Below are 13,118 nucleotides of genomic sequence, written 5' to 3' on the forward strand. Positions count from 1 at the left end.
ATTATTGCGGGCCGGGGCGGCTCGCATAAGGATCGGGCATGTCTGCAAAACGGCAATTACGTCTTGGCACTATATTACATGGCGCATCGGGAAATATGTCCGCGTGGCGTCATCCGGCAGCGACGGCGGATGCCAGTATTAATTTTGAATTCGTCAAACAAACCGCGTTAAAAGCCGAAGAGGGAAAGCTGGACTTTTTATTTGTCGCCGACGGCTTATATATTAATGAAAAATCCATCCCGCATTTTTTAAATCGCTTCGAGCCGCTCACCGTATTATCCGCGCTGGCAAGCCTGACCCAAAATCTTGGGCTGGTGGGAACGTTATCTACCTCCTACAGCGATCCTTTTACCACGGCCAGGCAGTTTGCCAGCCTGGACCACCTGAGTAACGGGCGCGCTGGCTGGAACGTTGTGACCTCGCCGCTTGAAGGCTCGGCAAAGAATTTTTCCCGGGAGAAGCACCCGGAACACGCTCTGCGCTACCGAATTGCCGATGAATATCTCGACGTGGTGAAAGGCCTGTGGGACTCCTGGGAAGAAGATGCCTTTATTCGCAACAAAGAGAGCGGCCAGTTTTTTGACGCCGAAAAACTTCATGCCCTGAACCACCGGGGTGACTTTTTCCAGGTTGCAGGCCCGCTAAATATCGGCCGCACTCCGCAGGCCAGGCCGATTATCTTCCAGGCCGGAGCCTCAGATGACGGCAAAAAGCTGGCGGCGCGGCATGCCGATGCGATCTTCACCCACCATGAAAGCCTCGCGGAGGCAAAAGCCTTCTATCGTGATGTGAAAAACCAGCTAGAAGGACAGGGGCGTGAGCCTGACTCACTGCATATTTTCCAGGGCGTCAGCGTTATTGTTGGCCAGGACGCCGATGACGTTGAGCGGCAGTATCAAACTACGGCGGCGCTGGTTTCCGTAAACGACGCGCTGAACTATCTCGGGCGCTATTTCGAGCACCATGATTTCAGCCAGTATCCGCTGGATGAACCCTTCCCGGACATCGGCGACCTTGGGCAAAACAGCTTCCGCAGCACAACCGATGAAATCAAACGCAACGCCCGCGAACGGGGGCTTACGCTGCGGCAGGTTGCCCTTGAAGCTGCCAGCCCGCGCCCGCGCTTTTTCGGCTCGCCGGAACAGGTGGCCGACGGCCTGCAACAGTGGTTTGAAGAACAGGCCGCGGACGGCTTTATTATCCAGGGCGGCACGCCAGACACCTTCCCACGTTTTGTAGAGCAGGTCGTGCCCGTTCTGCAAGTGCGCGGGCTGTTTCGCACGGACTACCCCGGCAGCACGCTGCGGGAGAGCTTTGGTCTTACACAACCTAAAAATCGCTACGGCAAATAAAAAAGAGAAACCGCTATGCAGAAATCATCGCTATTACTGGCTATTGCTCTGGCCTGGGCTCCGCTTACGTGGGCAAACGACGTTACGATTAACGGCACCGGCGTGAGCGTGGAAGCTAACAAAGCGCCAGTCCATACCGCTAAGAACCCGCAGGCTATTGCCCAGCTTCCTCAAGATTACCGCTTTGCCGTGCCGGGTAAATTTACCGTGGCGGTGGCGGCGCTGAATTCCCCGCCGCTGACGGTGTTCTCCGACGACAATAAAACCCTGCTCGGCAGCGAGGTGGATATTGCCCGCCTGGTTGCGGACAGTCTGGGCCTTGAGCTTAACGTGGTGCCGACTTCGTGGGAGGACTGGCCGCTGGGCGTGGCTTCCGGGAAATATGATGCCGCGATCAGCAATATTACCGTCACCAAAGAGCGCAAAGAGAAATTCGACTTTGCCACCTACCGTAAGGACTCGCTGGGCTTCTACGTGAAGGCCAATAGCCCGATAAAGTCGATTGCCAACGCGCAAGAGATTGCCGGGCTGCGCATTATCGTCGGCTCCGGCACCAACCAGGAGGCAATTTTGCTGGCCTGGAATGAAGAGAACAAAAAGAAAGGCCTGAAGCCGTTTACGCCGGTCTACACCAAAGACGACGCGGCCTTGACCCTTGCGCTCCAGTCCGGGCGCGCGGACGCCTTCTTTGGCCCGAACGTTATTGGCGCGTGGAAAGCGGCGTTGACGGGTAAAACGAAGCTGGTGGGCAGCGTGGACGGCGGCTGGCCGAAAGCCGCGCATATTGCCGTGACCCTGAAAAAGGGCGGCGGCCTGGTAGAAGCGGTGCAGACGTCGCTCAACGGCGCAATTAAAAGCGGCGATTACGACAAAGTGCTTAATCGCTGGGGCGAGGGCGTGGAGCGTATCCCCGCTTCGGAAATCAACCCAGCCGGTTTAGGCGACTGAGGAGGCCACGATGAGCGAACATTTTCGGGTTTTATCGCCGGAGGCTCCGGAGCTCCAGCCGATAATCAGCGGCCTGTTCGGGGAGTACGCCGCCCGCTATGGGGATTACTTTTCGCGCGATGCGGAGGTGGAGCTAACCGAGTGGTATCTGCCGCCGCAGGGGATATTTGTCGTCCTTGAGCGCGACGGGGAAATCATCGCTACCGGGGCTTATAAACCCTATGACGAACAGACGGCGGAAATTAAGCGCATCTGGACCAAAGGCACGCTGCGCAAGCAGGGGCTGGCCGGGCGCGTCGTGCGCGAGCTGGAACGCCTGGCTCTGCTTGCGGGCTATAGCCGTATCTATCTGACGACCGGTTTCCGCCAGCCCGAGGCCGTCAGGCTCTATCTCAGCGAAGGATATGAAGCGCAATTCGACCTGCAACGCGACCCGGAAGAGTTCAGCCAGCCTCCTTACGACGGGCGGCTGCGTTTCACCAAAATATTGTCACTGCAAAGCCTGAGTAAGACGGCCTGAGGAGAAAAGATGAAAACATCTGAAACCATTAAGGTGGTGCCCGCGCGCTACCCCCTGCGTGCCGTCGGCGCGGTGATTGCTCTGTTTGTGCTGGCGGTGGTGGTGCAGTCCGTGGCGTTTAATCCGCGCTGGGAGTGGGCGGTCTTCGCCCGCTGGTTCTTTGACCCCGTGATCCTCGAGGGGCTGGGGCAGACCTTGCTTCTTACCCTGCTGGGAACGGCCCTGAGCGTGGTCATTGGCGGCCTGCTGGCGCTGGCGAGACTCTCGTCTTCCTGGCTGCTCAGTAGCCTGGCCTGGGGCTACATCTGGCTGTTCCGCTCGCTGCCGCTGATAGTCGTGCTTATCGTTTTGTATAACTTTTCTTACCTTTACGACACGCTCTCGCTCGGCGTGCCTTTTACCGGCATCACCTGGGCAAGCTACGAAACCATTAACGTACTGGGGCAGTTTTCCACCGCCGTAGTGGGCCTCACGCTGGTGCAGAGCGCCTACACGGCGGAGATTGTGCGCGGAGGTTTTCTCGGCGTGGATCACGGGCAGTATGAAGCTGCCGCCGCGCTGGGGTTGCCCGCATGGCGGCGCACCGTGCGCATCATCCTTCCCCAGGCGCTGAGAACCATTCTTCCGGCGGGTTTTAATGAAATCATCAGCCTCGCGAAAGGCACGGCGATGGTATATGTCCTGGCGATGCCGGAGCTGTTTTATACCATCCAGATGATCTACAACCGCACCCAGCAGGTGATCCCGCTGCTGATGGTCGGGGCGGTCTGGTATCTGGTCATTACCAGCGTGCTGTCGATTATCCAGCACCTGGTCGAACGCTCTCTGGCGCGCAGCGAACGCCGCTCCGCGATTAATCAGGCTCGTTCCTCAACCCGCACCGTCGCCGTTACCTCGCCAGCCACAACCCAGGAGCCGATTCATGCCAACCTCTCATAGCGGCCATATATCGATTACCGGGGTCAGCAAATACTTTGGCCGCCATAAAGCTCTGGACGAAGTCTCGCTGGAGATCCCGCCCGGTACGGTGACGGTTATTCTCGGGCCGTCCGGCTCCGGCAAGTCCACGTTGCTGCGGGCAATTAACCACCTTGAGCGCGTGGATGAAGGCTTTATTCAAATTGACGGGGACTACATTGGCTACCGCCTGAAGGGCGACAAGCTGTATGAGCTGAAAGAGAAAGAGATCCTGCGCCAGCGGGTGAACGTCGGCTATGTGTTCCAGAATTTCAACCTGTTCCCGCATCTCACGGTGCTGGAAAACCTGATTGAGGCACCCATCGCCCATAAGCAGCTCAGCCGTAAAGAAGCGGTTGAGCGGGCTTATGACCTGCTGGATGTGGTCGGCCTGCGCAATAAGGCCGACGCGTGGTCGCGGCATTTGTCTGGCGGGCAGCAGCAGCGCATCGCTATTGCCCGTGCGCTGGCGCTCAGCCCGCGCGTGATGCTGTTCGATGAACCCACTTCTGCCCTGGACCCGGAACTGGTAGGCGAAGTGCTGGACGTGATTAAGAAACTGGCGCGTTCGGGCACCACGCTGGTGGTTGTGACGCACGAAATCGGCTTTGCCCGTGAAGTGGCAGACCAGGTGGTCTTTATGGTGGATGGCAAAATTGTCGAGCAGGGAAGCAGCGATGAGGTTCTCAATTATCCGCAGCATCCGCGTACCCGGCAGTTTTTATCGAAGGTGCTGTGAAATGAAATATGGATTACTGGCTTTGATGATTTATGCCTCGGCCTCCACGGCGCACGGCGGTCTTGACCTGGCAGCAAATGAAAAACCGCTCCCGACAACGCGGGACGAGCAGGCGATAAGCAAAATCCCCACCGGCTATAAATTCGTTGAGCCGGGCACGCTGACGGTGGCTATCTCGGCGCTCAATTCGCCGCCGCTTGCGTTGCTGGCAAGCGATAATCGTACGCGTATCGGCAGTGATCCGGATATCGCTCGCCTGCTGGCGGGCAGCCTTGGGCTGAAGCTAAAACTGGTCCCCACGGCATGGGAAGACTGGCCGCTGGGCATCAGCTCCGGGCGTTATGACGTGGCGCTGGTGAATATTGCGGTGACCGAACAGCGTAAAGAGAAGTTCGATTTTGCCACTTATCGCGTGGATTCGCTGGCGTTCTCGGTGAAGTCCGGCAGCCCGATAAAGGCCGTCAGCAAGGCGGAAGATCTCGCCGGGCGCAGGGTTATAGTAGGCTCCGGCACCAACCAGGAGCGTATTTTACTGGGCTGGAATGCTGAAAACGAAAAGGCGGGCCGCGAGCCTGCGCAGCCGGTTTATCTCACCGACGATGCTTCGGGCAATCTCTATATTCAGTCCGGCCGGGCAGACGTCTTCTTTGGCCCGCAGTCCGTTGCCTCTTATAAAGCTGCGCTTAACGGCACCACGCGGGTTGTGGGGCTTGGGCCGAAAAAGGCCTACGTCGCGACCACGACGAAAAAGGGCAATGGCTTAGTGTTTGCGCTACAGGCGGCGCTGGATGGGGCAATTAAACGGGGCGAATATCAGCAGGTGCTGGCGAGATGGGGGGAGCAGGGCGAGGCAGTGGCCGAATCGGAGGTCAACCCGCCCGGCATAACGTACTAAAAAAATGGCCCGATGAACGGGCCATTTTTATTTAGCGAGGGGCAACGGTGATGTTGTTGCCGCTGCCGGAGATAGCTACGCGCTGGCCCACGGAGTAGCGGGTGTCGCCTTGTTTCTGCACGGCAATAATGGTCTGGCCGTCATCTTTACGGATTTCCAGCTCAACACCTTTACTGTTGCTCATTGCGCCGCCAACGGCATCACCCGCCAGGCCACCGGCTACTGCGCCGCCTGCGGTTGCCAGAGTACGTCCGGTACCGCCGCCAACGGTGTTACCCAGCAGGCCGCCGAGTACCGCGCCGCCGATAGCGCCGATTGTGCTGCTGCCTTCGCTGCCTTTAATGGTGACCGCGCGAACGTGGGTAATGGTACCGTAGGTCACGGTTCTTACCTGTTTAGCTTCGGATGCATTATAAACATCGCCGGACAGCGATTCATTGGCGCAGCCAGCCAGCGTCAGACTTACCAGTGAAATAGCCAGAATACGTGAAATCATTTATACCTCTCCTGTGTACCCATCAACGCTCAGTGAGCATCCGTTATGGCTAAATTATATGGCAATTCCTCGCCACAGTTCATATTTGTTCGACAACAATCTTGTAAAAATAGTAAACCAGCCGCCTTTAACAATGGCTAAACCGCTGTATTGAAGTGAATTTGCATTAAGTCACCCCGTTTTTGTTGCGCTTCGTTACACAGATTATTAATAAAATATATTAATAAATCATAGCATTGCGTGCTAGTTTATCGACGTCAAGTTACAGTCCCCGGTAACAATAAGGAGTGTTGGATGAAGTCAGGTCGCTATATTGGCGTAATGTCAGGAACCAGCCTGGACGGCATCGATGTGGTGCTTGCCGCTATCGATGAGCATCTGGTTGCCCAGCAGGCGAGTTACAGCCACCCGATGCCGCTGGCCATCAAAAACGCCGTTCTTGCCGTTTGCCAGGGGCAGCAGCTTACGCTTTCTCAACTGGGTCAATTGGACAATCGCTTAGGAAAATTGTTCGCTGAGGCGGTGCAAATTCTGATGGAGCGTGAAGGGCTGCGGCCTGAAGACGTCACCGCCATTGGCTGCCACGGGCAAACTGTGTGGCACGAACCGCAGGGCGAGGCCGCCCACACCATGCAAATTGGCGATAACAATCAAATCGCCGCGCTGACCGGCGTTACCGTAGTAGGCGACTTCCGCCGTCGCGATATGGCGCTCGGTGGGCAGGGCGCGCCTCTGGTGCCTGCATTCCATCAGGCGCTGCTGGCGCATCCGGTGGAAAGACGCATGGTGCTGAACATCGGCGGTATCGCCAATCTTTCTTTGCTGATCCCCGGCCAGCCGGTCAGGGGCTATGATACCGGGCCGGGCAATATGCTGATGGACGCGTGGATCTGGCGTCAAAAAGGCAAAGGCTACGATAAAGACGCGCAGTGGGCGAACAGCGGCAAAGTTATCATCCCCCTGTTACAGCAAATGCTGAGCGACCCTTATTTCTCCGCTCCCGCGCCGAAGAGTACCGGGCGTGAATATTTCAACTATGGCTGGCTTGAGCGCCAGCTGGCCATGTTCCCGGCGCTGGCCGGAGAGGACGTGCAGGCTACGCTAACCGAACTGACGGCCACGACGATTGCCGAACAGGTGCTGCTGAGCGGCGGCTGCGAGCGGGTGATGGTCTGCGGCGGCGGCAGCCGTAATCCACTGCTGATGGCGCGGCTGGCGGCTCTGTTGCCGGGGATTGAAGTCACCACAACCGACGAAGCGGGCATCAGCGGCGACGATATGGAAGCTCTGGCCTTCGCCTGGCTTGCCTACCGTACTATGTCCGGCCTGCCGGGCAACCTGCCGTCGGTCACCGGCGCGTCCAGGGCGACGGTGCTCGGCGCTATCTATCCGGCAAACCCGCCGCATAATCAGAGTTAACTGAAATTATCCCGCGGGAAAAGCTTCTAAACTGAAGACGTTGAGGAGGGCGCATGCCCTCCAGGGATAAGAACGCCTTCAGGATAAAAAGATGAAAAAACTGCTTGTTGCCACGCTTCCGCTGTTGCTCGCCGGCTGTAGCTACTACAACGCCTTCCTTGTAAAAATGCATACCGACACGCTGGCCTACCAGTGCGACGAAAAGCCGCTGACCGTGAAGCTCAATAACGACAAACAGCAGGTAAGCTTCGTCTATGACAACCAGCTGCTGACCCTGACACAGGGGCTTTCCGCCTCCGGGGCGCGTTATACCGACGGCGTGTATGTGTTCTGGTCTAAGGGCGATGACGCGATCGTCTACCGCAAAGACAATATCGTGCTGAATAATTGCCATATACAGACCGCCAAACGTTGAGATTTATCAGGGTGGAGAGCACAATAGCTCCACCCGAGGATAGCCTGACGTAACGCCATGTCTGATAACGATTCTTTGCAACAAATTGCCCATCTGCGCCGCGAATATACCCAGGGCGGCCTGCGCCGTCGTGACCTTACCGACACGCCGCTGCCGCTGTTTGAACGCTGGCTGGCGCAGGCCTGCGAGGCAAAACTCGCCGATCCTACCGCGATGGTCGTCGCCACGGTTGATGAAAACGGCCAGCCGTATCAGCGCATCGTGTTGCTGAAGCATTTCGATGAGAGAGGGCTGGTGTTTTATACCAACCTCGGCTCGCGCAAGGCTCACCATCTCGAAACCAACCCGCGTATAAGCCTGCACTTCCCCTGGCATATGCTGGACCGCCAGGTGATGGTACAGGGCACCGCCGAACGCCTTTCTACGCTGGAAGTGATGAAATACTTCCACAGCCGCCCGAAGGATAGCCAGATAGGCGCCTGGGTGTCGAAGCAGTCGAGCCGTATTTCGGCGCGCGGCGTGCTTGAAAGCAAATTCCTCGAACTGAAGCAAAAATTCCAGCAGGGCGAAGTGCCGCTCCCGAGCTTCTGGGGCGGATATCGCGTAAGTATTGAGCAAATGGAATTCTGGCAGGGCGGCGAACACCGTCTGCACGACCGTTTCCTTTATCAACGCGAAGGAACTGCCTGGAAAATAGACCGTCTCGCCCCGTAAGGTCAGGATTTTCATGTTAAGCGCTGGTACTACGCGTGCCGGCGCTTTATTCTATACGCCCCAAAAAGTATTACTTTCGCCAGTGGGCGAAAAGCCGTGTACCGGCCAAGGTGCAGTCGTATAGAGATGGAGAATTTGATGGCGAACATCAATTTGATAAAACAATTGCAAGAGCGGGGCTTAGTTGCCCAGGTGACGGATGAGGAAGCGTTAGCAGAGCGACTGGCGCAAGGGCCAATTGCACTCTATTGCGGCTTCGATCCTACCGCCGACAGCTTGCATTTGGGCCATCTGGTTCCGCTGCTGTGCCTGAAGCGTTTTCAGGAAGCAGGCCATAAACCGGTTGCGCTGGTGGGTGGTGCAACGGGCCTTATCGGCGACCCAAGTTTTAAAGCGGTTGAGCGTAAGCTGAATACCGAAGACACCGTGCAGGAGTGGGTGGAAAAAATCCGCCGCCAGGTTGCACCGTTCCTCGACTTTGACTGCGGCGACAACTCCGCGGTAGCCGCGAACAACTATGACTGGTTCGGCAACATGAACGTGTTGACCTTCCTGCGTGATATCGGCAAGCACTTCTCCGTTAACCAGATGATTAACAAAGAAGCCGTGAAGCAGCGCCTGAACCGTGACGATGTGGGTATCTCGTTCACCGAGTTTTCCTACAACCTGCTGCAGGGCTATGACTTTGCCTGCCTGAACAAACTGCACGGCGTCGTGCTGCAAATCGGTGGTTCTGACCAGTGGGGCAACATCACCTCCGGTATCGACCTGACCCGCCGCCTGCACCAGCAGCAGGCCTTCGGCCTGACCGTGCCGCTTATCACCAAATCAGACGGCACCAAATTCGGTAAAACCGAAGGCGGCGCGGTATGGCTGGATCCGAAGAAAACCAGCCCGTACAAGTTCTACCAGTTCTGGATCAATACCGCCGATGCCGACGTCTATCGCTTCCTGAAGTTCTTCACTTTTATGGATATCGCAGAGATAAACGCTCTGGAAGAAGAAGACAAAAACAGCGGCGCGGCGCCTCGTGCCCAGTATGTGCTGGCCGAGCAGGTTACCCGCCTGGTTCACGGCGAAGAAGGCCTGAGCGCGGCGAAGCGTATTACCGCCAGCCTGTTTAACGGCAACCTCAGCGACCTGAGCGAAGCGGACTTTGAACAGCTTGCCCAGGACGGCGTGCCGATGGTTGAAATCGAGCGCGGCGCGGACCTGCAACAGGCGCTGGTTGACTCCGAGCTACAGCCATCTCGTGGCCAGGCACGTAAAACCATTGCCCAGAACGCTATTACTATTAACGGCGAAAAACAGTCTGACCCGGAATACACCTTTACCGACGGCGACATTCTGTTTAACCGTTACACCCTGCTGCGTCGCGGTAAGAAGAACTACTGCCTCGTCTGCTGGAAATAAGCTAGTCAGACCCGAAGGGCGTGGCGTAAACCACGCCCTTTATTTTTACTCATCAAGCACAACGCCAGGCGTTTCATCCGAGTAGAAAAATGAAAAACATCCTTGCCATTCAGTCTCATGTGGTATTTGGCCACGCCGGTAACAGCGCGGCCGAATTTCCGATGCGCCGGCTGGGCGCTAACGTCTGGCCGCTGAACACGGTGCAGTTCTCCAACCATACTCAATACGGAAAGTGGACCGGCAGCGTGATGCCAGCCAGCCACCTGAGTGAAATTGTGCAGGGCATTGCCGATATCGGTCAGCTGCAGCGCTGCGACGCGGTGCTGAGCGGCTATCTGGGATCTGCGGAGCAGGGGGAGCATATTCTTTCTATCGTCCGTCAGGTGAAAGCCGCTAACCCGAACGCCAAATATTTCTGCGATCCGGTGATGGGCCATCCTGAAAAAGGCTGCATCGTTGCGCCGGGCGTGGCCGAATTCCACACCCGCTATGCCATGCCCGCCAGCGATATCATTGCCCCAAACCTGATTGAGCTGGAAATCCTCAGCGGCCACGGCGTGAACAACGTTGAGGAAGCCGTGGCTACCGCCCGCGAGCTGATTGCTCAGGGGCCGCAAATCGTGCTGGTGAAACATCTTGCGCGCGCGGGCTACCAGCAGGATCGTTTTGAAATGCTGCTGGTCACCGCCGATGAAGCGTGGCATATCCATCGCCCGCTGGTGGATTTTGGCGAGCGCCAGCCGGTTGGTGTGGGCGACGTGACCAGCGGTCTGCTGCTGGTCAAGCTACTACAGGGCGCAACGCTGCGCGAAGCGCTGGAGCACGTCACGGCGGCGGTGTACGACATTATGGTGGTCACCAAACGTATGGAAGAGTACGAGCTACAGCTGGTGGCGGCTCAGGACGGTATAGCCAAACCTGAGCACTACTTCACCGCGGTGAAGCTGTAAAATAAAAAACGCCCTCATTTGAGGGCGTTTTGCTTTAAGGGCTCCGGGCGTTTAGAGGCCTTCGGCAGCCAGCGCCGCGGCAACCGCAGGGCGCGCCTTCATGTGTTCCAGATAGGCTTCAATATTGCTCAGACCAGCCAGCTCCAGCTTCAGAGCATAGGCCCAGCGCAGCACGGTAAACAGGTAGGCATCCACCACGGTAAAGCGGGAGCCCATCAGCCACTGTTTGTCTTTCAGCTCTTCATTCACGTAGTGGAATTTTTTCTCCAGCTGCTTGCGTACCACCGCCTTAAATTCTTCCGGGGTCGCCGGGTTGAACAGCGGCGAGAAGCCTTTGTGCAGCTCGTTGGCAACGTAGTTGAGCCACTCCAGAGTGTGGTAACGCGTCATGCTACCGGTGGGAGCCAGCAGCTGGCGGTCCGGTACTTTATCGGCAAGATACTGCACGATAGCCACGCCTTCGGTCAGCAGAGAACCATCATCCAGCAGCAGGGCGGGAACCTGGCCTTTAGGGTTAATCGCCAGGAAATCGTCACCATTTTCGGTACGTTTGCTCGCCAGGTCTACTTTGACCAGAGAAAAGTCCAGCCCAGATTCGCGCAGGATAATGTGTGGGGAAAGGGAACAGGCACCGGGCTTGAAATACAGTTTCATCACGAACTCCGTTAGGGCACTAAGTTAATCCATGTTAGTGCGGCTTCAGGTAAAAAAAAAGCCGCCAGCGTTAAAGCTGGCGGCTTACAGACTGATTTTTTTCCCGGAATGTTACGCGGTCGCGGTTTCTGAAGCTTTCTCAGCTTTGTCTTCGCTCAGCGTCATGCGGTTCAGCTTAGGCGCGGTCAGCAGCATCAGCACGGCAATCACTGCGGTGACGATACCAATCTGCATAAATACGCGGCCATAAACTTCCAGGGACAGCAGCGGGTCGGTCACGTTTTCCGGCACCGCCATCAGGCCTGCAACTTTACCGGCAATGATTGCCGCACCTGCGGTAGTCAGGAACCAACTACCCATGATGAAGCCCATCAGACGCTGTGGAACCAGCTGCGCAACCATTGCCAGGCCCAGGCCGGAGATCATCAGCTCGCCGATGCTTTGCAGCGCATAGCTCAGGATAAGCCAGTTAACGGAAACGATACCCGCTTCGTTAGCGAATTTAGTCCCGACCGGCAGAACCAGGAAGGCCAGGGAGCACAGCACCATACCAATAGCAAACTTGTGCGGCATCGGCAGGCGGTCGCCCATCTTGTTATAGATAGCGGCCAGAATCGGGCTACCAATCATTATCCAGAACGGGTTCAGCGCCTGGAACTGCTCGGCTTCGAAGGTGATGCCCAGGATTTCATGGCCCACATTACGAATCGCGAAGAAGTTCAGGGAGGTCGGCATCTGGCTGTACAGCACGAAGAAGACGATAGCTTCAACCATCAGGATGAAGGCCACAATCATTTTACGGCGTGCGGCACCTTTCATGGCAAAAGCTTCTTTACCGAAGATAAACACGATGCCCAGAGCGACGAGGCCCAGTACGGCGCGAGCAATGCCCTGGTTGTGCAGCAGCCAGGTTGCCACGGCGATAAGCACAACCACACCAACGATGGTGGTCAGCAGCTTACCGAAGTGAACCGGCGCGAAGTCAGGTTTAGAACCGTAGTTTTTAACCCACTTCTTGCAGAAGATGAAGTTGACCAGGGTAATCAGCATCCCGACGAAGCTCAGAGAGAACGCGGTGCTCCAGCCGTACTGCGCGGCAAGCCACGGCGTAGCCAGCATAGAGAAGAAGGAGCCGATGTTAATGGACATGTAGTACATGGTGAATGCACCGTCCAGACGCGGGTCGTCTTTATCGTAGCAGGTGGACAGCAGGGAGGAAGGGTTCGCCTTGAACAGGCCGTTACCTACCGCAATGGTCGCCATACCGATATAGACCACGCTGACGTCATGCCCGGAGTAGGCTACCAGCGCATAGCCGATGGCCAGCACGATAGTCCCGAGCATGATAACGCGCTTGGTGCCGAGCACTTTATCGCCCAGCCAGCCGCCAATCGCTACCAGGCCATAGACCAGGGCGCTAAAGGAGGAGAACAGCGTAATGGAGTCCGCTTCGGACATGCCCAGCATTTTGACCAGATAAACGGCCATGATGCCTTGCAGGCCGTAATAGCCAAAGCGCTCCCAGAGCTCAATAGAGAAAATCAGATAGAACGATTTAGGTTGCTTGAAGGCGTTAAGACTCACGCTTTCCGCTGGTTTTTTGTTTGCAGTCGACACATATACCTCTTTTTTTACATCCCGCTTTA

General features: G+C 56.7%; 12 protein-coding genes and 1 pseudogene. 10 read left to right on the forward strand and 3 right to left on the reverse strand.

Annotated features, from left to right (window positions below):
* The first annotated feature begins 38 nt into the window (after positions 1-38).
* The 5 genes and pseudogenes from HMPREF0201_RS23320 (at position 39) to HMPREF0201_RS08310 (ending at position 5,411) form a co-directional block, all read left to right on the forward strand.
* Positions 39-2,300, forward strand: a pseudogene (locus HMPREF0201_RS23320) (NtaA/DmoA family FMN-dependent monooxygenase).
* A gap of 10 nt (positions 2,301-2,310) precedes the next feature.
* Positions 2,311-2,820, forward strand: coding sequence for a GNAT family N-acetyltransferase (locus HMPREF0201_RS08295; RefSeq protein ID WP_016536111.1), 510 nt, complete (start codon positions 2,311-2,313; stop codon positions 2,818-2,820).
* A gap of 9 nt (positions 2,821-2,829) precedes the next feature.
* On the forward strand, positions 2,830-3,759 hold the full coding sequence (locus HMPREF0201_RS08300) for an amino acid ABC transporter permease (protein ID WP_016536112.1): 930 nt from the start codon (positions 2,830-2,832) through the stop codon (positions 3,757-3,759).
* Complete coding sequence (locus tag HMPREF0201_RS08305; RefSeq protein WP_016536113.1) at positions 3,743-4,516, forward strand: amino acid ABC transporter ATP-binding protein; 774 nt, start codon at positions 3,743-3,745, stop codon at positions 4,514-4,516. The genes HMPREF0201_RS08300 and HMPREF0201_RS08305 overlap by 17 nt, the downstream gene beginning before the upstream one ends.
* 1 nt (position 4,517) lies before the next feature.
* Entirely contained in the window at positions 4,518-5,411 is an 894-nt protein-coding gene (locus HMPREF0201_RS08310; protein ID WP_016536114.1) for an ABC transporter substrate-binding protein, read from the forward strand.
* Between the two features lie 31 nt (positions 5,412-5,442).
* On the opposite strand, the gene HMPREF0201_RS08315 is transcribed toward HMPREF0201_RS08310, so the two are convergent.
* Positions 5,443-5,907 carry an outer membrane lipoprotein gene (locus tag HMPREF0201_RS08315; protein ID WP_016536115.1) on the reverse strand — a complete coding sequence of 155 codons (465 nt, stop codon included), beginning with the start codon at positions 5,905-5,907 and terminating at the stop codon, positions 5,443-5,445.
* A 294-nt stretch (positions 5,908-6,201) separates the two neighbouring features.
* Between HMPREF0201_RS08315 and anmK the strand changes: the two genes are divergently transcribed.
* The 5 genes from anmK to pdxY all read left to right on the forward strand — a co-directional run bounded on the left by anmK (position 6,202) and on the right by pdxY (position 10,818).
* A complete protein-coding gene (gene anmK, locus HMPREF0201_RS08320) occupies positions 6,202-7,326 on the forward strand; it encodes an anhydro-N-acetylmuramic acid kinase (protein WP_016536117.1) in 1,125 nt (374 codons plus the stop codon).
* A gap of 91 nt (positions 7,327-7,417) precedes the next feature.
* Positions 7,418-7,741: a C-type lysozyme inhibitor gene (mliC, locus tag HMPREF0201_RS08325; protein WP_016536118.1), complete on the forward strand. Its 324-nt coding sequence runs from the start codon at positions 7,418-7,420 to the stop codon at positions 7,739-7,741.
* A gap of 57 nt (positions 7,742-7,798) precedes the next feature.
* Positions 7,799-8,455 carry a pyridoxamine 5'-phosphate oxidase gene (gene pdxH, locus HMPREF0201_RS08330; protein WP_016536119.1) on the forward strand — a complete coding sequence of 219 codons (657 nt, stop codon included), beginning with the start codon at positions 7,799-7,801 and terminating at the stop codon, positions 8,453-8,455.
* A gap of 138 nt (positions 8,456-8,593) precedes the next feature.
* On the forward strand, positions 8,594-9,868 hold the full coding sequence (gene tyrS / locus HMPREF0201_RS08335) for a tyrosine--tRNA ligase (RefSeq protein ID WP_039898144.1): 1,275 nt from the start codon (positions 8,594-8,596) through the stop codon (positions 9,866-9,868).
* Positions 9,869-9,957: 89 nt separating this feature from the next.
* Positions 9,958-10,818 carry a pyridoxal kinase PdxY gene (gene pdxY, locus HMPREF0201_RS08340; protein WP_016536121.1) on the forward strand — a complete coding sequence of 287 codons (861 nt, stop codon included), beginning with the start codon at positions 9,958-9,960 and terminating at the stop codon, positions 10,816-10,818.
* Between the two features lie 51 nt (positions 10,819-10,869).
* Here pdxY and gstA read toward each other — a convergent pair whose 3' ends face one another.
* Both gstA and dtpA read right to left on the reverse strand, forming a co-directional pair.
* Positions 10,870-11,472, reverse strand: a complete 603-nt coding sequence (gene gstA / locus HMPREF0201_RS08345) for a glutathione transferase GstA (protein ID WP_016536122.1) — start codon at positions 11,470-11,472, stop codon at positions 10,870-10,872.
* 111 nt (positions 11,473-11,583) lie between these two features.
* Positions 11,584-13,089 (reverse strand): dipeptide/tripeptide permease DtpA, encoded by a 1,506-nt coding sequence (gene dtpA / locus HMPREF0201_RS08350; protein ID WP_016536123.1) that lies wholly within the window; start codon positions 13,087-13,089, stop codon positions 11,584-11,586.
* Positions 13,090-13,118: the final 29 nt, after the last annotated feature.

Source organism: Cedecea davisae DSM 4568 (assembly GCF_000412335.2).
Taxonomy (GTDB): domain Bacteria; phylum Pseudomonadota; class Gammaproteobacteria; order Enterobacterales; family Enterobacteriaceae; genus Cedecea; species Cedecea davisae.

What these genes read in the sequence shown, in the direction of transcription:
- gstA (WP_016536122.1), bottom strand. Translation starts at nt 11,472, where the DNA reads ATGAAACTGTATTTCAAGCCCGGTGCCTGTTCCCTTTCCCCACACATT.
- HMPREF0201_RS08305 (WP_016536113.1), top strand. Translation starts at nt 3,743, where the DNA reads ATGCCAACCTCTCATAGCGGCCATATATCGATTACCGGGGTCAGCAAA.
- pdxH (WP_016536119.1), top strand. Translation starts at nt 7,799, where the DNA reads ATGTCTGATAACGATTCTTTGCAACAAATTGCCCATCTGCGCCGCGAA.
- anmK (WP_016536117.1), top strand. Translation starts at nt 6,202, where the DNA reads ATGAAGTCAGGTCGCTATATTGGCGTAATGTCAGGAACCAGCCTGGAC.
- pdxY (WP_016536121.1), top strand. Translation starts at nt 9,958, where the DNA reads ATGAAAAACATCCTTGCCATTCAGTCTCATGTGGTATTTGGCCACGCC.
- mliC (WP_016536118.1), top strand. Translation starts at nt 7,418, where the DNA reads ATGAAAAAACTGCTTGTTGCCACGCTTCCGCTGTTGCTCGCCGGCTGT.
- HMPREF0201_RS08300 (WP_016536112.1), top strand. Translation starts at nt 2,830, where the DNA reads ATGAAAACATCTGAAACCATTAAGGTGGTGCCCGCGCGCTACCCCCTG.
- HMPREF0201_RS08295 (WP_016536111.1), top strand. Translation starts at nt 2,311, where the DNA reads ATGAGCGAACATTTTCGGGTTTTATCGCCGGAGGCTCCGGAGCTCCAG.
- HMPREF0201_RS08310 (WP_016536114.1), top strand. Translation starts at nt 4,518, where the DNA reads ATGAAATATGGATTACTGGCTTTGATGATTTATGCCTCGGCCTCCACG.
- tyrS (WP_039898144.1), top strand. Translation starts at nt 8,594, where the DNA reads ATGGCGAACATCAATTTGATAAAACAATTGCAAGAGCGGGGCTTAGTT.
- HMPREF0201_RS08315 (WP_016536115.1), bottom strand. Translation starts at nt 5,907, where the DNA reads ATGATTTCACGTATTCTGGCTATTTCACTGGTAAGTCTGACGCTGGCT.